This is a genomic window from Paenibacillus mobilis (assembly GCF_058267595.1).
Genome location: NZ_JBZCMS010000003.1, coordinates 200,199 through 222,206, shown reverse-complemented (window position 1 = coordinate 222,206; position 22,008 = coordinate 200,199). Strand labels below are relative to the sequence as shown.

Annotated in this window: 18 protein-coding genes and 1 pseudogene; 8 read left to right on the top strand and 11 right to left on the bottom strand. The window is 55.9% G+C overall.

What is annotated here, in order from left to right; all coding sequences use genetic code 11:
- Nucleotides 1–56 precede the first annotated feature (56 nt).
- Together AC3ZPD_RS07345 and AC3ZPD_RS07340 are read right to left on the bottom strand one after the other, a co-directional pair.
- Nucleotides 57–1,676, bottom strand: coding sequence for a response regulator transcription factor (locus AC3ZPD_RS07345; RefSeq protein ID WP_490983626.1), 1,620 nt, complete (start codon nt 1,674–1,676; stop codon nt 57–59).
- The gene (locus AC3ZPD_RS07340) at nt 1,673–3,598 is read right to left on the bottom strand and encodes a cache domain-containing sensor histidine kinase (RefSeq protein ID WP_490983625.1); all 1,926 of its coding nucleotides are present in this window, start codon (nt 3,596–3,598) and stop codon (nt 1,673–1,675) included. Before AC3ZPD_RS07340 ends, AC3ZPD_RS07345 begins: the two co-directional genes overlap by 4 nt.
- A 172-nt stretch (nt 3,599–3,770) precedes the next feature.
- Here AC3ZPD_RS07340 and AC3ZPD_RS07335 point away from each other — a divergent pair, with 172 nt between their 5' ends.
- From AC3ZPD_RS07335 to AC3ZPD_RS07320, 4 genes and pseudogenes are all read left to right on the top strand, one after another.
- Nucleotides 3,771–4,655, top strand: coding sequence for a carbohydrate ABC transporter permease (locus AC3ZPD_RS07335; RefSeq protein WP_490983624.1), 885 nt, complete (start codon nt 3,771–3,773; stop codon nt 4,653–4,655).
- Nucleotides 4,655–5,494, top strand: a complete 840-nt coding sequence (locus tag AC3ZPD_RS07330) for a carbohydrate ABC transporter permease (RefSeq protein ID WP_490983623.1) — start codon at nt 4,655–4,657, stop codon at nt 5,492–5,494. Before AC3ZPD_RS07335 ends, AC3ZPD_RS07330 begins: the two co-directional genes overlap by 1 nt.
- A gap of 124 nt (nt 5,495–5,618) precedes the next feature.
- Complete coding sequence (locus AC3ZPD_RS07325; RefSeq protein WP_490983622.1) at nt 5,619–6,926, top strand: ABC transporter substrate-binding protein; 1,308 nt, start codon at nt 5,619–5,621, stop codon at nt 6,924–6,926.
- A 213-nt stretch (nt 6,927–7,139) separates the two neighbouring features.
- Nucleotides 7,140–8,681 (top strand): annotated as a pseudogene (locus AC3ZPD_RS07320) (catalase); the annotation flags it as partial.
- 120 nt (nt 8,682–8,801) lie between these two features.
- On the opposite strand, the gene AC3ZPD_RS07315 reads toward AC3ZPD_RS07320, so the two are convergent.
- Nucleotides 8,802–9,530, bottom strand: a complete 729-nt coding sequence (locus tag AC3ZPD_RS07315) for a response regulator transcription factor (RefSeq protein ID WP_490983621.1) — start codon at nt 9,528–9,530, stop codon at nt 8,802–8,804.
- Between the two features lie 84 nt (nt 9,531–9,614).
- Nucleotides 9,615–10,796, bottom strand: coding sequence for a sensor histidine kinase (locus AC3ZPD_RS07310; protein ID WP_490983620.1), 1,182 nt, complete (start codon nt 10,794–10,796; stop codon nt 9,615–9,617).
- Nucleotides 10,797–11,017: 221 nt separating this feature from the next.
- Here AC3ZPD_RS07310 and AC3ZPD_RS07305 point away from each other — a divergent pair, with 221 nt between their 5' ends.
- Entirely contained in the window at nt 11,018–11,512 is a 495-nt protein-coding gene (locus AC3ZPD_RS07305) for a hypothetical protein (protein WP_490983619.1), read from the top strand.
- Between the two features lie 138 nt (nt 11,513–11,650).
- Here the strand turns inward: AC3ZPD_RS07305 and AC3ZPD_RS07300 are convergent, their stop codons facing one another.
- Nucleotides 11,651–12,685 carry a CgeB family protein gene (locus AC3ZPD_RS07300; RefSeq protein WP_490983618.1) on the bottom strand — a complete coding sequence of 345 codons (1,035 nt, stop codon included), beginning with the start codon at nt 12,683–12,685 and terminating at the stop codon, nt 11,651–11,653.
- Nucleotides 12,682–13,932 carry a polysaccharide pyruvyl transferase family protein gene (locus AC3ZPD_RS07295; RefSeq protein WP_490983617.1) on the bottom strand — a complete coding sequence of 417 codons (1,251 nt, stop codon included), beginning with the start codon at nt 13,930–13,932 and terminating at the stop codon, nt 12,682–12,684. Before AC3ZPD_RS07295 ends, AC3ZPD_RS07300 begins: the two co-directional genes overlap by 4 nt.
- Before the next feature lie 310 nt (nt 13,933–14,242).
- Between AC3ZPD_RS07295 and AC3ZPD_RS07290 the strand changes: the two genes are divergently transcribed.
- Nucleotides 14,243–14,635 (top strand): hypothetical protein, encoded by a 393-nt coding sequence (locus tag AC3ZPD_RS07290; protein WP_490983616.1) that lies wholly within the window; start codon nt 14,243–14,245, stop codon nt 14,633–14,635.
- Between the two features lie 27 nt (nt 14,636–14,662).
- The gene (locus AC3ZPD_RS07285) at nt 14,663–14,866 is read left to right on the top strand and encodes a hypothetical protein (RefSeq protein ID WP_490983615.1); all 204 of its coding nucleotides are present in this window, start codon (nt 14,663–14,665) and stop codon (nt 14,864–14,866) included.
- 44 nt (nt 14,867–14,910) lie between these two features.
- Here AC3ZPD_RS07285 and AC3ZPD_RS07280 read toward each other — a convergent pair whose 3' ends face one another.
- Nucleotides 14,911–16,203 (bottom strand): glycosyltransferase family 2 protein, encoded by a 1,293-nt coding sequence (locus tag AC3ZPD_RS07280; protein ID WP_490983614.1) that lies wholly within the window; start codon nt 16,201–16,203, stop codon nt 14,911–14,913.
- A gap of 219 nt (nt 16,204–16,422) precedes the next feature.
- On the opposite strand from AC3ZPD_RS07280, the gene AC3ZPD_RS07275 reads away from it, so the two are divergent.
- Nucleotides 16,423–17,658 (top strand): glycosyltransferase, encoded by a 1,236-nt coding sequence (locus AC3ZPD_RS07275; RefSeq protein WP_490983613.1) that lies wholly within the window; start codon nt 16,423–16,425, stop codon nt 17,656–17,658.
- A gap of 197 nt (nt 17,659–17,855) precedes the next feature.
- Here the strand turns inward: AC3ZPD_RS07275 and AC3ZPD_RS07270 are convergent, their stop codons facing one another.
- From AC3ZPD_RS07270 to AC3ZPD_RS07255, 4 genes are all read right to left on the bottom strand, one after another.
- The gene (locus AC3ZPD_RS07270; RefSeq protein ID WP_490983612.1) at nt 17,856–18,347 is read right to left on the bottom strand and encodes a hypothetical protein; all 492 of its coding nucleotides are present in this window, start codon (nt 18,345–18,347) and stop codon (nt 17,856–17,858) included.
- 111 nt (nt 18,348–18,458) lie between these two features.
- Entirely contained in the window at nt 18,459–20,117 is a 1,659-nt protein-coding gene (locus tag AC3ZPD_RS07265) for a class I adenylate-forming enzyme family protein (protein WP_490983611.1), read from the bottom strand.
- Between the two features lie 61 nt (nt 20,118–20,178).
- Nucleotides 20,179–21,423, bottom strand: coding sequence for a beta-ketoacyl-ACP synthase II (gene fabF / locus AC3ZPD_RS07260; RefSeq protein WP_490983610.1), 1,245 nt, complete (start codon nt 21,421–21,423; stop codon nt 20,179–20,181).
- A gap of 24 nt (nt 21,424–21,447) precedes the next feature.
- Nucleotides 21,448–21,906 (bottom strand): acyl-CoA thioesterase, encoded by a 459-nt coding sequence (locus AC3ZPD_RS07255; protein ID WP_490983609.1) that lies wholly within the window; start codon nt 21,904–21,906, stop codon nt 21,448–21,450.
- Nucleotides 21,907–22,008: the final 102 nt, after the last annotated feature.

The following is a 22,008-nucleotide window of genomic DNA, read 5'->3' as shown; positions in this document are numbered from 1 at the left end:
AATAAACCCGGTGCCTAAGCCGTACATGGCTTGGCTCCGGGTTCAGCAAGTCCGAATTAGCTCTGATTCTTCCGATATTCGTTGGGGGTTTGGCCGGTATGCTTCTTGAACACCTTGCTGAAGTATTTTTCATCCGGGTAGCCGACCCTGTCCGCGATTTGCATGATTTTCAAATTCGGGTTGCCCAGCAGCTTCTTGGCGTGTTCCATCCGGATCCGGCCGATGTAGTCGGACAGATTTTCCCCGAGCTCCTGCTTGAATTTGCGGGAAATGTACTCCCGGCTCAGAAAAAATTGATTCGCGATATCCTGGAGGGAAATTTCCTCCCGGTAGCGATCCTCCACGTATTTGCGGATCTGATGAATCACGCTGCCGCTCTGCTGCTTCAGGGCATGCAGCGTTTTCGCGAATTCGGCAAGCTCCCCCGACAGCCGCTCCTCCCAGCTTCCCAGCGAAAATAGGCCGTCCGGCTCCACCTTCACCTCAAAAGCATCGCCGGGCCGCTGCAGTTCAGCCGAAAGCTCTTCTTCGCCCAGCCAATCCTTGGCCCATTGCAGACGCAGCACCGCATATTCGCTTCCCCAGATTTGCAGCTGCTGCGGCGTAATCCGCCCCGCTCCTGCGGCGGCCGTTACCCAGCCGTGCACGGAGCGCCGGATTTCGGCCGGCTGTCCGCTGAAGACCGCCAGGCGAAGCCCGCTTTCATAATCGGACAAATGCGGTCCGCTTTTGGGGACAACGTCTCCCACCCGGCCGTCCTCCGCCCCATGAACCCACGAACCGTTCTCCAGCAGGTTCCGCTGCTGCAGAATCCCCTTCGATTCGGCGTAGGCCTGCCGCAGCCCGTCCGGGAAAACGTGTACTTCTCCAAGGGCGATATGGAAAGAAGTCCGCAGCGTGCGCAGGCAGCATTCCTGCACATGGCGCATCACTTCATGGGCCTGCGCAAGGCGGCTCCACAGCACCATGACGACCTCCCGCCGGCGGTTCCAGTAGGAAAAGGCGTACCCGATCTTCTCCTTCCCGAGAATCTCGTTGCAAATATTCAGCACCGCAAAATAAAACAGATCCTCATTGGCGGAAAAAGAACGCAGATTGGCCGGGTGAAGGCCTTCCAGCGACAGCAGGGCCAGCCTGACCGGCGGATTGCCCGGAGGAAGGCCCGTTTCGCCCTCCAGGTCGGCCGCGGCCCGGTGAAGTCCCGTTCCTTCGATCAGCTGGGAGAACACCTTGTCCAAATAGACCGGCTTAAGCCGGTTCAGCTCCATGCCCCGCTTCACGGCGGCCCGCCGTCCTTCCTCCTCGCGCCGCCACTGGGCAACCGCCGAATCGACCGCGCGGATCAGCTGCTCCGGTTCGATGGGCTTCAGGATATAATCCAGCCCGCCGTAACGAATCGTGCTTCTCGCCAGCTCAAAGTCGTCATAACCGCTGATGACGATCGTCTTCCCCGTCACGTTGTTGTCATGCATCCAGCGGAGCAGGTCCACTCCGTTCCTGACCGGCATCATCATGTCGGTAAAGATCAGCTCGGGGTGCTCCTTCTCGATCAGCTCGATCGCCATTTGGCCGTCCGTCGCCTCCAGTAGGGTGCCGATGTTCCAGTTCTGCCAGGGCACTAGCATTCTGATAGCCTCGCGCACATGTTTCTCATCATCTACGATCAATGCTTTCATCCCAAGACCTCCTTCTCTCCAAGCAGCGGAATCACCATCCGTATGGACAGCCCGGAGCCAGGGCGGTTTTCCAGCCGGATTGCCACGCCGCTTCCGTACTGCAGCCTGAGCCGGGAGACTACATTCAGCCATCCAATGCCGCCTTCGCCGCTGCCCCTGCTTTCGCCGCCCCCCGAAAGCAGCTCCAGTTCGCCGCGGGCCTTCTCTTCCGTTTGACGCTCTTGCTCTTGCACCGGCGTTCCCTGATCCATGGATTCGATCCTTTGAACCAGCCGCTCCAGAGCCTCCGGCTCCATGCCGGTTCCGTTATCGTCGATCTGCAGGACAAGCTTCTTCCCTTCGTCCTCCACATAACCCTTCAGCGAGATATCGCCTTTGCCGAGCCGGCCGTCGTAACCATGTTTGAAGTAGTTCTCCACCAGCGGCTGGAGCAGCATCTTCGGCACGGTAATCCGCAGCGCGGCTTCCTCAAAGTCGAGGCTGTATTCCAGCGCATCCTCAAAACGTTCCCGCTGCAGCTCCAAATAAGCCTTCACATGCTCGACTTCGCGGCGCAGCGGAACCTCCGTTTCTTCGTTGTTCATGCTGTAGCGCATCATTTTGGCCAGGTTGCCGACGAGCCGGTACGTGTTGGTCGAACCGGAATGCAGCGCCTGCGTGCCGATCAGCTGCATCGCATTGTAGAGAAAATGCGGGTTGATCTGAGCCTGGAGCGCTTTAAGCTGGTTGGTTTTATTCGCCAGCTCGAGTTTGTATTCTCGCAGAATCAGCTCGTCGATCGTCTCCATCATCGTTTCCATTCTCCGGGCCAGGAGACCGATCTCATCGCTGCTGGTCACGTTCATCGGCACGCGCAGATTGCCTTTCTGTACTTTCTTGACGTAAAGAAGCAGCTGTTTAAGCGGGCGGGTAATCTGCAGCGAAATCAGCACCGTGCCGATCATCGCCACAATGAGCGAAGCTGCGGCAATGCCGGAATTGATGCCCGTCAGCTCGTTGGCGCTATGGTAGAGATCGGTAAACGGAATCTTTTTCACCACGACGGTGTTCATGTAGCCCGTATCAAGATGGTCGTAGAAAATAATCCCTGAAAAGCGGCTGTCCCTCCACTCGAAATGCCCGCTTCCCTCCGTGGCCTTCAGCTTCTTCTCCCAGCCCTCCTGCATCACCGTGCCGTAGTCCTCCGCCTGTGAAGAATAGAGGAACCTCGCGTCCTGATCCAGCAAATACAGCTGTTCATGGCGATCCGGGCTATATAGCTTATCGAAGATTTGGTTTAGGCCGTCCAGCCTTACGTCGATCGAAAGATACCCGAGCACGGCGACCGTCGGAGCCTGATACAGCGGCCTGTTCAGCGTAAAAACCGGGACTTCGGCGATTTTGGAAGGCGGCAGGGCATCCTTAAGCCCGTATTGGTTGTTGATATGCGCCGGCTGGATAAAAGCTTTATATTCGCCGTCCTGATTTTTCGGCATCCGGTATCCGGGGTTATATTCGCGGCGGAAATAGCCGCTCACCCACAAATTCGACTGGCTGCCGTTTGCGATATAAAAATGCATCTGATAAATATCTTTATCCGTCTGGTAAAGGTTGAACAAGTGCAGATAAACCGGGTCGTAGCTGGTCGCCACCGCTTCCGAGGTGCTCACCGGGTTTTTGCGCGTATTCTCCAGATAGGTATACAGCGAGTCGGCCACGTTGATGCCGCTGTAGATGGACACCGAAAGCTGGTTCAGCGTATTAAAATAATTCAGCGCGTTCAGCTTCCCGAGCTCGATCCGGCTGGAGTTTTGCTCGATGGCGGTTTCCGTCACGGAATGCCGCGTGTAGTAGTAAGAAATCACGATGGATGAACAGATGGGAATCATGGTGGCGGCAAGCAGTAAAATAAGCAGCTTTTTGCGGATGCTGTTGCGGATCATCGGTCCCTGTCCTCCATTTTCAAAACGTGCTTAAAACGCTTTCAATAACGATTTTATTGTATAAGCCATTATAAACGCCATGTCAATATAATCCACCCACTGCGTCATCATAGTCGGTGTTCGTTCTCCAGCTTCAGCAAGTATACTCACAATACGAAAGGGGCGAAGGTTTATGACACGCAAACAACGCAGCGAATGGATGCAGCAGCTGGTTTTTGTAGGGCCGGGCGTTTTGTTTTTCCTGGCCATCGTTTTTATTCCGTTTCTGCTCGGCTTCTATTACTCCTTTACAGACTGGGACGGTCTGGATCTCGATAAAGCCAAATGGACGGGCATGCACAATTTGACTAGGATTTTTACGGATGATCCGAACTTCTGGCATTCCTTCGGATTTACGCTACGTTTCACGCTGGCCACGGTCATCGGCGCAAATGTGCTGGCCTTCCTGCTGGCGCTGCTGCTGACCAAACCGCTTAAGGCGAAAAACGCCCTGCGGACGGTCTTTTTCCTGCCGAACGTCATCGGCGGCATCCTGCTCGGCTTCATCTGGCAGTTTATCTTCACCAAAGGGTTCGGCGCGATCGGCGACCTGACGCATATTCCGCTGTTTAACCAGCCTTGGCTCGGCACACCGACAACGGCGTTCTGGGGGATCTGCATCGTCTTTATCTGGCAGACGGCCGGTTATATGATGGTTATCTACATTGCGGCTTTGGCCGGCATGCCAAAGGATCTGCTCGAGGCGGCCCGCATCGACGGCGCCAGCTACGGGCAGCTGCTCCGCAAAATCATTTTGCCGCTGATCATGCCGGCGATTACGATCTGCCTGTTCCTGACAACCTCCAACGCGTTCAAAATGTTCGACCTCAACCTGTCGCTTACGAAAGGCGGGCCGGGTACCTCCACCCAGTCGCTGGCTTTCAACGTTTACGCGGAAGCGCTGAACAATAACCGCTATGGGCTGGGCACGGCCAAAGCGATGATCTTTTTCTTCGCGGTGTCCATCATTACGGTTGTTCAGGTCTGGATTACGAAAAGCAAGGAGGTCGAAGCCTGATGGACACCCGCGGACGCTACAAAGTTTCGACCCTGATCCTGGAAATTGCGGCGATCCTGCTGGCCCTGCTGTTTCTTTCGCCGTTTTATTTTGTGCTTGTGAATTCGTTCAAGAACCTGGGCGAAATTCTGATCGACGCGGCCTCCTGGCCGAAGCAGTTCCTCTGGGACAATTACTCGAAGGTATGGGAAGCCATCAACTTCCCGCTGGTGTTCCGGAACTCGTTTATAATTACGATCTGCAGCGTGATCGGCATCGTGATCATCAGCTCCATGACGGCTTACCGCCTTGTGCGGCGGCCTACCGTTTTTAACAAAGTGTTGTTCACCGTGCTGGTTTCTTCCATGATCATTCCGTTTCAGTCGGTTATGCTCCAATTGGTGCGGATTACGTCTCTGCTGGAGATTCGCGGACACCTGTACGGCATTATCATCTGTTATCTCGGCTTCGGTCTGGCGCTTTCAATGTTCCTGTTCCACGGCTTCATCAAAACGGTGCCTTTAGAGATTGAAGAGGCGGCGGTGGTTGACGGCTGCTCGCCTTACGGGGTATTCTGGAAAATCGTGTTCCCGCTGCTGACGCCGATCATCGTGACCAACATTATTTTGAACACGCTTTGGATCTGGAACGACTATTTGCTTCCGGTCCTGCTGATCGGCGGCGACAACGACCTGACGACGATCCCGATCGGGATCACGAAGTTTTTTGGGCAATATACGAAGCAGTGGAACCTGGCTCTTCCGGGTCTGGCCATCGGCATTGCGCCGGTCATCGTCTTTTTCCTGTTCCTGCAAAAATATATCGTCGAAGGCATCACCGCCGGTTCCGTTAAAGGATAAATCAAAATCAATATGTTCCCCCTTTTTGTTCAATGCAGGAAGTCGAAGAAAATGCAGTCCGTTTCTATACTTGAATTAGAAGTAAACGTTTTCAAAATAAAGATTTGGAAGGGGATTTCCAAACATGAAAAAGGTTTTAATGGTAGGGGTCACTACTTTGCTGGCCATGGTTATGGCTACAGGCTGCGGTTCCAACAATAACAACAGCGGCAGCTCGGCCTCCGGCAATAGCGGAAGCAGCACGAACAGCGGTACGGCCTCCAGCAGCGCTCCTGCTAAAGACGTTTCGATCAAAGTGTTCCAGTTTAAAGTGGAAATTGCCGACCAGCTCAATCAGCTGGCGAAAGAATACGAGAAGGAAACCGGCGTTCATGTCGACGTGGAAACGCACGGCGGCGGCGAAGATTACGGCGCGCTGCTGAAAGCGGCCATCGCATCCGGCACGGAGCCTGAAATCTACAACAACGGCGGCTACGCCGCGCTGGAGCCTTACATGGACCGGGCAACCGATCTGTCCGACCAGGCCTGGGTGCCAAACCTGCTGGAAGCGACTAAAGCGCCTACCACCGTGGACGGCAAGCTGTACGGCATGCCGATGAATACGGAAGGCTACGGCATTATTTACAACAAAGATCTGTTTGCCAAAGCGGGCATTACAACTGAACCCAAGACGCTGCCCGAGCTGACCGATGCGGTCAAGAAACTCAAAGACGCCGGCATCACGCCTTTTGAAGCTACAAATGAATGGTGGTCTCTCGGTATTCACATGGTGAACGTCGCGATCGCCAACCAGCCGGACCCTGCCAAGTTCGTGGAGGACTGGAAGGCCGGCAAAACGACGGCCGCAGGCAACGAAGTATTTAAACAGTGGCTCGACTACGTGGATCTCGTGTTCCAGAACGCGCAGAAGGACATGCTGACCACCGACTATGCGACTCAGGTGGCCACCTTCGCAGCCGGTCAGGCGGCTATGCTGCCGCAAGGGAACTGGGTACAAGGCGACATCGACAAAGTTAATCCGGACCTAAACCTCGGCGTGCTGCCAATCCCCATTAACGACCAGGCCGGGCATGTGCTGATCGGCGTGCCGAACAACTGGATCGTCAACAGCAAATCCGCTCATCCGGACGAAGCGAAGAAATTCCTGGACTGGATGGTGACTTCCGATACCGGCAAAAAATATTTGACGCAGGAGTTCCATTTCATGCCTGCCGAAACGAACATCGACGCTACGAAAGAAGATATCGGCGCCATCGCCGACGGCGTCAAAGCTCTGAACTCTACGGCGCTCGGCTGGTTCTGGGATCGCTTCCCGGACGGCACGACCCAAGGCTTCGGCGCGGCGATGCAGGAATATCAAGGCGGCCGCATCAGCAAAGACGAGCTGCTGGCCAAATTCGATAAAACCGTTGCCGATATGATGAAGAAATAAGACGGCAGCCGAAATTCAAATTTAATCCGTTTTTCGCGACACAGATTAAAGGACTCCGCTCTCCGGTTAAAAGAGAGTGGAGTCTTTTTGTCTTCAAGCTGAAAAATGAAAAATCCATTATTTCCGCATAATTCCAATTCACTTGGCAAAAAGTACATCCATACCCTGGAAAAAAGGATGTGTAAGCTGACAATGGATCAAAAAGACAACAACATGACGCTGACAAACCGTCAAGGCCACCCGATCACCAATAACCAGAACATCAGAACGGTCGGCGACCGTGGGCCCTCGACCCTTGAGAACTATCACTATCTCGAAAAAATGTCCCACTTTGACCGCGAACGTATTCCTCAGCGCGTCGTCCATGCCCGCGGGGCCGGCGCACACGGCTACTTTGAAGCCTACGGCAAGGTCGGCAACGAGCCGGTGTCCAAATACACGCGCGCCAAGCTGTTTCAGGAGGCGGGCAAGCAGACGCCCGTGTTTGTGCGTTTTTCCACGGTGATCCATGGCGGCCATTCCCCGGAAACGTTCCGCGATCCGCGCGGGTTCGCCACTAAATTCTATACCGAAGACGGCAACTGGGATTTGGTCGGCAACAACCTGAAAATTTTCTTCATCCGCGACCCGCTTAAGTTCCCGGACATGGTCCACTCGTTCCGTCCCGATCCGGTCAACAACCTGGCCAATCCGGAAGGCATGTTCGATTTTGTAGCCAACAGCCCTGAAGCGATTCATATGATTACGTTCGTCTTCTCTCCTTGGGGGATTCCGGCCAATTACCGCCAGATGCAGGGCTCCGGCGTCAACACCTACAAATGGGTGAACAAGGACGGCGAAGCGGTGCTCGTCAAATACCACTGGGAGCCTAAACAAGGCATTAAAAACCTGACGCAGAAGGAAGCAGACGCCATTCAGGCCAAGAATACCAGCCACGCGACCCAGGACCTGTACGAAGCGATCGAACGCGGCGACTATCCGGAATGGGAGCTGTGCGTGCAGATCATGAGCGACGACGAGCATGCGGAGCTGGATTTCGACCCGCTGGACGATACCAAGCTGTGGGACCAGGAGAAATGGCCTTTCCTGCCAGTCGGGAAAATGGTGCTGAACAAAAATCCGGAAAACTATTTTGCGGAAGTAGAGCAGGCGGCCTTCGGGACGGGCGTGTTAGTGGACGGTTTGGACTTCTCCGACGATAAAATGCTGCAGGGCCGCACCTTTGCTTATTCCGATACCCAGCGCTACCGGGTAGGCTCCAACTATTTGCAGCTGCCGATCAACGCGCCAAAGACGCACGTCGCTACCAACCAGCGGGATGGCCAAATGGCCTACCATGTCGACAAGGCACCAGACCAAAATCCGCATGTCGATTACGAGCCGTCCTCCCTCGGCGGATTGAAGGAGGCCCAGCCTGCGGGCAAAGATCATCAGCCTTCCTACAATGCCAAGCTGGTGCGCCAATCTATCGAGCGGACCAACGACTACAAGCAGGCCGGCGAAACGTACCGCAAATTCGAAGACTGGGAACGCGACGAGCTGATCAGCAACCTGGTGGATGCGCTCAAAGTATGCCAGCCGGTGATCCAGGAGAAAATGATCGAGCATTTCACTCAAGCCGACGCGGATTACGGGCAAAGAGTCAAGGACGGCCTGGAAAAAGCCAAAGCCGACATGAGCCATACCGGCTCCGCCGCCTTCCGCGAAGGTGCGGAAATCGCAGAGAAATCCGGGCATAAGACGGATGGGTATTAAGTTTAAGTAAAGCAAGTTAAGCCGCAAGGCTCTTAACGCCAGTCAGAAGCCTTGCGGGGCTGATGGGTTGCAAATGGAACACCCGATCCGCGGGATTTCGGATCGGGTGTTTTTTCGCGCTTAATCGATCAAACCGCTTCGGATGGCCAGTACCACCGCCTGGGTCCGGTCGCGGGCGCCAAGCTTCTGGATGATGTTGTGGACATGCGTTTTTACGGTTCCTTCGGAAACGTACAGCGTTGCGGCGATTTCCGCATTTTTCTTTCCGTAGCCCATCTGCTGCAGCACTTCCTTTTCCCGTTCGGTCAGCGGATCCAGCAGGAGGGCCGGAGGAGCCTCTTCCCCCTCCTTGTCTGACCCCGCTTCCGAACGGTTCAGGGCAATGACCTGCGACATAACGGAACCCGCCTGCTTGCTGTTGAATAAAGCGGCTCCGGATGAGATGGCCCGGATGCTCGATAACAGCTCTTTTGTAGGCGTGTCTTTGAGCAGATATCCGCAGGCTCCGGCCCGAATCCCGTCAAACACGTAGTCCTGGATATCAAAGGTCGTCAGGAGCACTATTTTGACGCCGGGCAGCTGCTTTACGATCTGCGCGGTAGCCTCAAGCCCTGACGCTTTAGGCATTTGCACATCCATCAGCATCAGGTCAGGAAGGGTCTTCTGCGCTACCGCGGCGGCCTCTTCCCCGTCCCCCGCTTCGCCGACCACCTCCATGTCCTCCTGATGGTTCAGAATAAAACGCAGGCCCTCGCGGATCAAAACCTGATCCTCCGCCAGCACGATTCGAATGGGTTTTAAAGTATCCAAAATATCTTCCTCCCGCATGAAGCGGCTGGACTTTTTCATAAGCGCCGCTTCTTCCTCATTTCAAAAGCTGCTGTTCATAGCGGCTGACATCCGGCTGAAAAGGACGCCTGCTCCGGCCTTGTCCTACATCGAAAAATTAGGGGGACAAAGGGGAAGTTCAATCGTCAAGGTCATCCCGCTGGGCTCATTTTGACCGAACCGGCAGGTGCCGCCAACCGAGCGGCAGCGTTCCTGAATGCCCTGCTGGCCAAAGCCGAGCGGCTGGCCGGGTTCATGCCGGTAGCTCCCGTTATCCTGCAGGGTTACTTTTAATAAATCGTCTTCTTCTAGGAGACGGATCTTCACCTCGTCCGCTTGCGCATGGCGCAGGACGTTGGTCAGCGCCTCCTGCAGAATCCGGTAAAGCTCAATGGACATGGCCGGGTCCCAATCGGATAACTCCTGATTTTCTTCCCAATGAATATGGAGATTTGTATTTGCAGCGGTTTGCGAAATGAGTCCCCGAAGGGCGGCCAGACCCAAACCGCTTTCATCTTCCTTCCATTCATGCACGGCAAGCCTGACCTCCTGCATCCCCGCGCGGGCCGTTCGTATCAACCCTTCCACCGCTTCAGGCGCAGCCTCGGGTTCGCTTTCCAGCATCATCTCAAGGGCTTGCAGCTGCACAATCATGGAGGTCAAATGATGGCCCAAACCATCATGAATATCCCTGGCTATCCTGGTGCGCTCCGAAAGTGCGGCATACCGCATCGAGTTTACGGTCGCTTCCTGCAGCTGCTTATGGGCCTCCTGAAGCTCTTCGTGCGTTTGGTTCAATTCTTTGAGCTGCTGCTGGATGACGCCGTAAGCACTCCTTAACCGGGTTCTGCCCTGAATCGCCAGATAGATGCCAAAAACGGCAAAGATCGCTTCATAGGGAATGCCGCCGCTGAACGTAAAAATCACAATCTCGATGCCCGTGCAGACCGCCAGCGCTCTTGCCGCCCATTCGAATTTCTTTGGGGGGACAGCCAGGAAAAAAATCAGGGGCCAAAGCAGATTCGGTCCCGGATATTCTCCGCCGGCCAAATACCCCGCGGCCACACCTGCCATGAGCAGCAGAGGCAGGCCGATGATCTCCAGCCCGTTCCATCCCCTGCGCCGGCTGGTGAACAGCCAAAAATAGCCGGCCCCGTACAGGACTAAAATAAAGGCCCCTGCCCCGCTTTCGGGCCGGTATTCCGACAAAAGAAAAAAGACCATCACGATCGTCAGCAGCGTATAACGTCTGAACAATCTTAGTAGGTTTCTGTTACCAGCGGACAACTTGCGCTCCTTCTTTCCTCTTTGACTTCTGTATATCCGATAAGTTTATGGCCATTGTATCATAACCTCCTCCAATCTCTCTCTATCTCCGGATAGAGGAAGAAGCTTAAGGAAATCAACTGCCGGCAGAGGCGCTAAGGGCAGGATGCCTGATAAGCTGTATACATCTTCACCGGCGCAAGACGAAAATACAATCCAAAACCATTCAGGAGGAAGATCCATTGAACGAGTATATGGTTCCGCTTCTAATCGCGGCCGTTGTTATTGTGGTTATTTTCAGACAATTTAAAGCAAGAAAAGTACGGCGCCTGCAGTTTTTCCTGCTGCCGGTCATCGCCTTCTACGAAGCGCTGCAATCGATACCGCACCCGCTTCCGGGCAAAAGCGCGGCCGAACTTTTAGTCACCGTGCTGCTGGCCGCCGTGGTCGGCATCGGTCAGGCTTACACCACCCGGCTGGAGTATCGGGGCGGAGTACTGTACACCAAAGGCGGCGTCGGCTATTTTCTGTGCTGGATCGTTTTGCTCGCCTGCCGGCTGCTGGTCCGCTGGGTGTTTGAAGGAGCCTATGGCTTCACTCATTTCTCGGAAGGCAACTGGCTGATCTTCGCCGGCATCGGCATCGCCTGGGCCGTCCGCGGCCTCCTGCTGTACCGGCTTCATCCGGAAATCCGCTCCGCGCTGATCCAAGGCCGGGAACAAGCGGGGAGAGGCTGATTCCTGCTAGCCGGATTTTCAAATTGAATTTGTGGGCTGACAATTCAGATTTTGTTCACCAATGGGCCATACCAAAAAAGCTGTCGGCGGACCAGGCGTCCGGGACAGCTTTTTTTCTTATGATTTCATTAAGCCCCTCTACCAGCTTCTCTCCCGCCGGCAGCTTTCCCAATCGATATGCGCAAACAGCCCCGCCAGCCTCCGGTCCCATGTATGCTCACGCAGACAACGTTCCCGGCCGGCCATGGCGATTTTCTCCGCTTCCTCCGGATGACCCAAGTAATAGTTGAGCTTCTCTACCAGATCGCCCGCATCCCGGTAGCCGATGATTTCACGCCCGTATTCGAAATAAGCCTCCAGCTCCGGAAAATAACCGGTAAACAGCAGGCGGCCCGTAGCCGCTGCTTCAAATACGCCTACCTTGATATTGGTATGCCCGGCACCGGTTCGGGGGAAATTGACCAGGCAGCGGGTGGAGTAAGCCGCCTTGAACCATTTTTCGCCGCGTACGACGCCTTTAGTGTGGGAAGACCAGCCTGTGCCGTACAGGATCGTGCTGAAGTTCTCCGTAAGCCTTTGGGTTAGGGCATAGCGGTCAGGACGGGCATGGCCGATCACCGCCACGTCGCAGACATATTCGGGATCCGGCTCACGGGGAACGAAATAGCGGGAATCGACCGCAAAAGGCATATGAATTGTCCGGCGGTGCCCCAGCTCTTCGTATTGACGGAGAGCCTTTAGCGCGTTCGTAGTATGCCAGTCGTAATCATCGGCGTAACGCGAAACCGTTGGAAAAACGTCCGGATCACTCAGCGTAACGCCGACGACTACGCAGTGCCGCTTTAACTGCTCCATCTGCATTTTGGTGAAGGTCAACCCTCCGCCGCACAAGATAACCACATCCGGTTTAAACGACCGGAGGCGGTCCATGATTTTGTCCAGCCGCACGAACACCGGACCGTTGCCGCCCTGGTGCCGCTGCGGATTGTGCAGAAGCTGGATCTGCCCGGTGAGGTTCAACTCCTGCACCTGGCAGCCCAGCTCCTGGAGGCCGTTGCCTATGCTTCTTAAGATTTCATTAACGCCGGGCACGTACCGGCAGATGTAAGTCACTTTTAGCGATGCACCGGCACTTTTGCCCGTAACAACGTTCCGATCCGTATTTTCCGTCATGGTCGCACTCCCCCTAGGCCCGCTTGTTGGATCAGCTCGAACAGCAGCTCCCCGTTCCGCTTCTCCCGCTTCCTCAGCGGCACCATGAGGTTGGCTGTCCGTTCGCGCCACAGCGCGGCATCGGCAAGCAGCAGGCCCGCTTTTTCAAGCAGCAGCTGACCGTCCGATCTATGGATCTCCAGGCAAAGCTCGGGCAGACCAAGCTCCTCGTAAAACTGCTTAACCTTCGGGTCATAAGACAGCCCGACCGCCGGGGTGCCGGCGGATAAGGACAGGATGCAGGCATGGAGACGCATGGCAAGCATCAGATCCAGCTCTCCCAGCCTGCGCTTGAGCTCCAGAGGGGTATCGCCATCATAACCGACGACTTCCGCCGAGCCCGCCGGGAGACGGGCCGCAAAATCCTCGGCCAGCTTCACTTCCCTTTTACTCCGGTTAAGCGTAAAAATATGCAGCCTGGCCCCCCATTCCCGCGCCAGCTCTCCTGCTGCGGTCAGCAGCGCCTCACGGGCTTTCCTGCCGTCTTCCGCCGCATAATTCCACTCCCGCAGATTCAGCCCGACCTGCGGAACGGCACCCGGCTCGCCGGCGGCAAAAGGCGTTAATCCGGCGAGCCGGACACCGCCGGGCTCTTCTGACCCAGGTAGTTCCGTCCGGGAGTCTTCTGCACAGCCGCCCCCGTCAAAGGCCGCTTCCCCCAGCCGCACGGCCGGATCCGCCGTTAAATGCACCCGCCTGGCGCCATACTGCTTAAGCAGGTTATACGAACCCCGGTCACGGACGGTGAGCACGTCCGCAAGCCCGCAGATCCAGGCCGTCGCCCGCCCGGCCTCCCGGGTACGGAAGGGTCCAATCCCAAGGGCATACAAATAAATCGGCTTCCCCAAGGTTTTAGCCAGAAAAATCGGCGTGCTGTAATAATTAAGCGCTCCTAAACGGCTCAGGTCGGAAGGGCTCCCCTGAAACAAATGAAGCGCGGAAAAACCGGAGTAGTCCTGAAACAGCCCCCCGCCCCCGACAATAACCATATCGCTTCGCAGAACCTCATCGTAAATCGCTTTTAAATTAAAACCGTCAACGGTTCCGATCGGGTGGGGGCCAAAATAAGGCTGCAGCGTTTTGCTCCTGACAATGACCGTAATTTCCGCATCCGGGCTGCACACGTGAATCTGATCGATGATAGCATGCAAAATGGCATCGTCTCCGGCGTTGGCTGCCCCGTAGAAACCGTGTATTAAGAAACGCAATGAACCTTCCCCCTTCCAAGCGTACTGGGCCCTTCCCAAATCGAAGGCCCCGGCAAACCCCATGCTTTTAAGCCGCTGCTCCGCAGCCTGCCCTAGACGGACTGGAAAAAGTCCTCCAAGCACAAAAATTCACCCGATGAAAGTATATGATTTTTTTGAGGGAGACAATTGTGTGTCTGAATCAATTCGGCCGTTTTTAGATGGTTGTACCTCACTTGGGGCGACCTGGAATCGTAGACTGCATAGAAGCGTTCAAGTTGGCCGAAAGGCCCCGGAACGCTGGGAAAACAGCCTGACAGGAGGTCATCATATGCCGGACATCGTAGTGCTCCGCTCCAGAAATCATTGCCTGAGAGGAGATTCAACCGTATCCGTCATCAGCAAAGCCGGAAGGGTGCCGGCGCTGAGAGCCGGTACTTCTCTTGCGGCAGCGCTGAGAAAGCTGCTGAAGGACGGCTTCGACATTTCTTTCGCCAGCGGGGATGCCAGAGGCTTCAGCTATACGCTGGTCCGGGGTGAAACGCCGGTTCCGGGAATTTCCCGGTATTTCATGGAGCGGCTCGGCCAAGCCGTAACCGTGGAAACTTCCGCAGGGACGGTGGCAGGGACACTTGTTATTCTGGGCTCCAACTTCATTAAACTTCAGGAACCGACCGGTGAGTTCGTACTGATTCCGTTCGAAAGCATTGCTGCCGTTTTCTGAACCGGAAAAAATAGGGGGGGAACATCCATGACGTTTGAAGAGCTTTTGAATCTCTACACCGGCAGAACCGTAGAGGTCTTCCTGGAAAACAGCCTTTACACCGGCGAGCTGATCGCCGCCGGGCGCGGCCTGTTTACGGTTAGAGTGTCCGACTCCACCTATCAGCAGCCGGATGCCGACGTGACGTTCCTGGCTTCGAAGGTCGGTTTCGTCCGGGTACTGGCAAGCTGAGCGGCCGATCGACAGAAAGGGAGCCGATTAGGCGGGTTCTCCGGCTATGGGGAAGACGGCTCCGGCCCATATTCCTCGGCAGCCCAGGCCTTCCACTTCCTGTACTCCGACGAATGACGCCGGGTGATGCTGCCGCTTCGAAGCCGCCTGTGGTAAAGAAGACGGGGGACATGCCCAAACCTTCCTTCAGCGGACAGGCGAAGAAGCTGGTGCATATCCTCGTATAAACGGCCGCCGTAAGGGCCGCTCTGCGGCCAGCCGCCAAGCCGCCGCAAAACGTCGGTGCGGTAACAGCGCGGAGCCACCGGATAACCGCCGGAGGCGATCTGCCAGGCGGTTTGCGGCCGGTCAAACCGGCGTTCGCCGCTGTAAACCAGCCGTCCGTCCGACAGCTCGCGCCATTCCACGTAATCGCCGTACCAAAGCACCTCTCCGCCTTCGGGATCCGAAACGGTACGGGCCAGCTGCTCCAGCGAATCCGGGGCAAGCCAGTCATCGCCGTCCAGCTCGATCGACCAAGTCCCGCGGGCCAGCTGGAGCGCCTGGTTCAGACCCGCGCTTTTTCCGCTGTTTGCTGCGCTCGGGATAATCCGGATCCGGCCGGAACCCCCGTCCGGGGGCACACCCAGCCCGGCCAGACAATCGTTAACTGCCGCAAGCGTTTCATCCTCGGAACCGTCGTCCACAATCAGCAGCTCCCAATCTGCCAAAGACTGGTTGACGACGCTCCGGATCGCCCAAGGAATATATGGGGCTTCGTTATATACGGCCATAAGAATGGAAAAATGCGGCCGCTTTTGCAGCGGCTCAGCGGCTTTAAACTGCAGCATAGGCTCAATATGCCGCCGCTCCTCTCTGCTGTTTTGCCATTTCGGAGTCCGGGGACTATGGTCCAGCCAACCCCCGGGCTCCGGTATTTTCACCTGAAGACCCACGCTTCCTTCCCGCGAAGCAAGCCTGTTCCACAATTCCGTTTCCACATAACGTCCAAAAGGCAGCCTGTCGCTGCCGGCAAAACCGGCGGGCCGGAGCAGAGCGGTTTTCCAGAAATAAGGTCCGCAACCCGACTCTTTTTCCGTACGCAGGAAGTCAAAATCAGCGGCTTCGGACGTTTTTATACCTTTTTCAACATATTCAGGGAAATCGGGCAGCAGCTTGATTCCCGCCTGCAAGGTCATACATAAAGGGTCGGAGCAGTTCCGCAAAAATGCATTCAGTTCGGGCAGCCGCCCCGTTCGCACGGACACAAATCCCGCATCCGGAAAACAAGCTTTGGCCGAATCCAACGTTAGCCGGGCTGCCGCCGTCTGCTCTGCTGACAATACCGCGATGATCATCCGCATTCCCCCTCTCTTCACCCTATGCGGCAAAAAGGAAAGCGATACGCAAACCTCACGCAAACCCCTTCTTATCCCGGTAATCTTCACCGTTTTGAAAACATGCACATTCCAACAGGGGAAGGAATATGCCTTGAAGAAAGGGAATTCGGGAAAAGCGCACCTCGGCAAAAAAAATGCCTGCCCGGTACCCGGCTTAAAATGAAAAGGAGGTCCCCCATGGCTGTCATCATCGTCCCTCCTGCCACCGACTGGACCTGGATGAAACAGCGCACCCAGCAGCTGATGCTCCGGTTTGCGCGGGCCGGGCATACGGTCTATTTCTGCAACCGGACAACAAACGGCGAGCCGGTCCAGCTCATAGAACCTGATTTATTTGTCGTTCACGACCACGAGGCCTGGCTGATGGATCTGAAAAAACAAAAAAAAGGCTCCCCTGCTGAAGCCGGGAGCCAGAAGGGACAAACCTCTCGCCTCATCTGGTGCACTTTGCCCATGCTCTCCGCCGGGCTCCACCGTTATGAAGCGGATGGGATTGTTTATGATTGCGCGGATGAAGTGCCGGAATGGCAGCCGTTCGAAGCCGGCATGATCGCGGTCTGCGACGCGGTCATTTGCTCTTCCGGACGGCTGGCGGAGCGGGTGAGCCGCCAGTATCCCGGCAAACCCGTCAAGCTCGTCCGCAACGGCTATGACCCCGATATGGCGCTGCACGAAACCGGCAGCCCGCTGCCCTGCCCGGACCGGGAGGAAGGAGGGCCGCCGCCGCTTCCGGCGGTCTCACCGGCGAGGTTTCCGGCAGCTGCTCCAATCCCGGGTTCTGGTTCTGGCTCTGGTTCTGGCTCTAGCCCTGACTCCGGCTCCGGCCCCAGCCCCGGCGTGAATTCCTCTGCCTCGCCCGCCTCTGCCTATCCCCTCGGCAGGCCGGCCGATCTGCCCCCCGGTCCCGTTGCCGGTTTTATCGGAGCCTGGGCGCCCTGGATCGACGCGGCGCTGATCCGGCGCGCTGCACATGAGCTGCGGGGCGAAGCCAGCCTGGTGCTGATCGGCCCGGAATTCGGCCGCAGATATCCGAAGTGGTCTGCGGAGGACAATCTGCACGTCCTCGGCCTTAAAAATCATGCGGAGCTGCCCGCCTATCTGCGGCATTTTTCGGCGGGACTGATCCCTTTCCGCCTGACGCCGATCACGCTAGCCGCGAACCCGGTTAAAGCTTACGAATATTTGGCCGCAGGCAAACCGGTCATTTCGAGCGCGCTTCCCGAATGCAAACTGATGCAGCCGCATGTGGATGCCGCCGCTTCGCCCGGCCGGTTCATCGGGCTCCTGCGGCAGCGCCTTTTTGAAAAAGACCCTGCGGCCGCCAGGGCTCGAACCCTGTTCGCCCTGGAGAACACCTGGGAACACCGGTATTTGGAGATAAAGGCGTTTCTTGAAGGATTTTTTCTTCTCTGATCGGGGGAGAAAGTCGACAGGATAAATCCCTGCCGCTCACGAAATCCGCCAGCAGCCGACACTTCCTTCCCGCTCACCCGCTCCTTCGACAGCAAAAAGTTCCACGTGGAAAAATAAAAAGAGTTTCCGGCGAAAAAGGTCGCCTGGAACGAAATGGCCGCCTGGCAGCTCTTTGGGAGCCAAAGGCGGCCAACGTATTACTTCAGCTCCGCAGGCTCGGGAAAGGCCAGCAGCTTGCCCTTGACCTGCACCAGAATCATCCCGTTCTCGCGCAGCGTCGGCCCGTAGTTTCTGCCCGGAACAGCCAGTTGCAGAACAGGCTTGGCTGTCTGCAGATTTACCGCCCGGAACAAACCGTCCGTCTGACCGATGTAAAGCCCGCTGCCAATCAGATCGAACCGGGCAATCGGGTTGCTGACCGCTCCGTCATAGGAGAGGGAGGATCTGTCGGCAAACTTTACGCCGTAAAGGCTCGTATTTTCCGAACCGACAAAAAAGAGCTTTTGGGCGTACGGACCGGCGGCCCAGGCAAAAGTCCCCCGCCCTCCTTGCACGGCATACAAAACCGGCTTGGCCTCGGCAGGATCTTCATTTAAAGGATAAGATACACCGCAAGAGAAACCAGGTAGAGAGTGGCCTTGCGCATGATCTTCATCGTTATCCACCTTTTCCATAAATTTATAATCCATTTACGAATAGACGCCAGGATATGGAAAAAGTTTCAGAAAAAACGGCAAAAGGACCCCCGCTGGTCAGCGGGAGCCCCTTGGGCAGGTCCTATCTAGCTGTTATTCGTACCGTTATCTCTCCAGCAGCCCGTTTTTCTGATCCTCGACCGCCATGCCTTTGACTACGAAATGTTTTTTCTTGCCGGTGGCCGTATAAGGCAGTTCGTCGATAAACCGGTAGAAGCGGGGTTTCTTGTAAGCGGCCAGCATCGGATGGCTGCTGCAGAACTTGTTAAGCTCCTTGGCTGTCAGCTCCGGATCAGCCTTTACGATATAGGCGGTTACGGCTTCGCCGCGCAGTTCGTCGGGAACGCCTACGACTACGGATTCCTTGACGCCCGGATGCTGATTTAGAATTTCTTCGATCTGCACCGGATGGATGTTTTCCCCAGAAGAAACAATCATGTCGTTTTTACGGCCGACGACCGTCACGAACTCGTTTTCATCCCAGGTGCCCATGTCGCCGATGTAAATCCAGCCCTTGTAAAAGACTTTTTCGCTTTCGCCGGGGTTATTGACGTAGGCATAAGTCGTTTTGGCAGGCGCCTTGACGATAATTTCCCCGACCTCGCTTCCATCTTTGGCAACAACGTCGTCCGGCTCGGCTTTGCGGTCCGGATACACCTTAACGACGGCCATGTCGTCGTCGGTGCAGGAACGTCCGGCAGAGCCGGCCATCTCCGGCAGATCGTAAGGACGCAGGAACGTATTCCAGAACGCTTCCGTCGTTCCGTAGCCGTTGAAGATGTTCGGCGTCAGCACCTGCTGGTATTTGATGCAATCCTCGCGCTCCAGCGGCGCGCCCATCGTCACGATGCCCTTCAGCTTGGACAAATCAGACGGCGATTTCAGCTGGCTGTCGTGAAGCATTTTCAGCATGGGCGGCGCGCCGATCAGGAAGGTGATCCCGTATTTTTCCGCAAGCTCCAAAGCCGTTTTCGGATGGAAATAACGTAAAATCACCACTTCCCCGCCTACATACAACGTAGGTGTAGGGCCGCCGGAGTGCAGGCCGCCGCGGTGGAACCACGGGCTCATGTTCATCGTTTTATCAACGGGGCTTAAAGGAAAATGCATGGCTACGTCATGAGCGGAAAGCACGTCGTTAATGTGGTTCAGCGGCACGCCTTTGGGTCTTCCCGTAGTGCCTGAAGTATAGAGGCGGGTATTCTCGTCATAGATGTGGGGACGAACATCGGTTTGCGGCTCCTGATCGGACTGGCCGGCCAGGTAATCGGCAAAGGTGACGTGGCCTTCCGGCGCTTCGTTGCCGTTGCCCGTAATGTCGACCATCACGATCCGGCGGGGTTTGTGGGCGGCCATTTCCAAGGCCTGCAGCGCAATTTCCTTGATTTCGGCGTCATAGAGATAAACGGCGGGTTTGCTGTCATCCAGAATATAAGCGGTCTCTCCGGGCGACAAGCGGAAGTTAATCGGGGAGTTGATCGCCCCTATCTTTTGCGGAGCCAGGTAGCTGAGCACAAATTCCTGCGAGTTCAGAAGCTGGTAGGTGACGACTTCGTTTTTCCCCACTTCATCGGCAAGAAACGCGTTCGCCAGTTTATTGACCTCCCGGTTCAGCTCGCCGTAAGTCCAGGTCTGTTCGCGCTGCGTGCAGGTTACGGCCGGCCGGTTCGCAAACCGGTGCACGTTGCGCATAAATCCTTTGATATAGGTATATTCATGCTCAAAGGTATCTTTGAACATGGTAACGTCATAAGTATATTCCACGGTAAATTCCCCTCCAAGTCCAGTAAATATCGTTCCTAAGCTTTTTAAGCCGAAGCCTGAGTCAAATCTCGAATCTTCCGACAATCAGCGAAGCGTTCTGGCCGCCGAAGCCAAATGAATTGGACATCGCCACCTTCACTTCCCGCCGCTGCGCCGTATTCGGCACGTAATTCAAATCGCATTCCGGATCGGGCGTCTCATAATTGATCGTTGGCGGAACCACGCCTTCGCGTACCGCCTGAATGCAGGCAATCAGCTCCGTAACGCCGCCGGCACCCATCAGATGGCCGGTAGCCCCTTTGGTCGAGCTGACGGCGAGTTCATGTGCCCGTTCGCCGAACACCGCTTTGATCGCTTTCGTTTCGATCTGGTCGCCGAGTTTGGTCGACGTAGCATGCGCATTGATGTAATCCACGGCGGACGCCTCGATCCCCGCCTGCTGGAGCGCATTTTGCATGCACAAAATAGCGCCTCGTCCTTCCGGCTCGGGCGATGTTACGTGGTAGGCATCATTGCTGTTGGCATAGCCGAGCAGCTCGGCCTTAATCTCCGCTCCGCGCCGCAGCGCGGATTCCAGCGTTTCCAGCACCAACGCGCCGCCGCCTTCGCCCATGACAAAACCGTCGCGGTTCAGGTCAAACGGACGGCTGGCTTTTGCAGGCTCATCGTTGCGGATAGACAAAGCGCGGGCGCTGGATAAACCTGCGTCCATCAGCTGGCACAGAATGGACTCGGCGCCTACGGCCAGCACGGCATCGGCTTGTCCGCTGCGCAGCAGCATGGCCGCCATGCCGATCGCGTCCGCTCCGGAGGAACAGGCCGTGCTGAGTGTCAAGCTCGGCCCTTTAAAGCCGTGCGTGATGCCGATATGTCCGGCTGCGATATTGCCGAGCATCTTCGGCACGAGATGCGGGCTGACCCGGAAGCTGCCGCTCCCCGTGATCTGTTCCTGCGCTCCGGTCGTGGTGGAAATGCCGCCGAGGGCGGTCCCGAGCACCACGCCGATCCGTTCCGGCGCGGCATCCGGTTTGCTGTCCTCAAGGGCCTCCTCGGCCGCAACCAGCGCAAACTGCATAAAAATATCCGTCTGACCGGCCAGCTTTTTCGGCAAATAATCGGACGGCTCAAAATTTTTCACTTCCGCGGCGATCTGTGCCGGAAGTCCGCTGGCCTCAAACCGGGTAATTGGGGCTACGCCGGTTTCACCGTTTTTCAAACGGGTCCAATATTCTTCAACGCCAATCCCTAGCGGGGTTACTGCTCCCATACCGGTGATGACGATCCGGTCTTTCGCTTCTTTTCCCATTTGCTGCACCTCATCTAAACCGATTTAGTTATCCGTTTCCGGCTCTTTAAACATCGGCCATTTCTCCAAAAGTTCCTGCCACAGCTCCGGATGGCGCCGTTTCAGGTTAAACGGGTTCCCTTCCGGGTCCACGCAGGCGTGGGAGGTGGTTCCTTCCGCCACCAAATCCCCGTTCTGCTTGTAAATCCGGTATTGATAGGTCATCCGGGTACGGGTGAACGCCGTTAACGAAGTATGTACCGTAATTTCCTCTTCCGGACGTACCATTCGTTTGTACTCGCAGTCTGCCTTCAGACAGACAAGCGCGATGCCGAGGTTATGGAAAGTAGTCATATAAGGAAAACCATAGTCGGCAAGATGCTTCATTCGCGCATTCGTGAACCAGTCGAACGTCCTGGCATAATAAGAAATGCCCGCGGCGTCGCAGTCCCCCCAGCTCACCTTCATTTCCATCACGGAAAGAGGGTAAGAAGAATCAGGCATAAGCGCTCCCTCCCTATAGGTCCATCGTATTATTTAAATATTGCTATATATCCGATTATATATGATTTCAATACTTTGTCTTGCGAAATTTAAAAATTTACC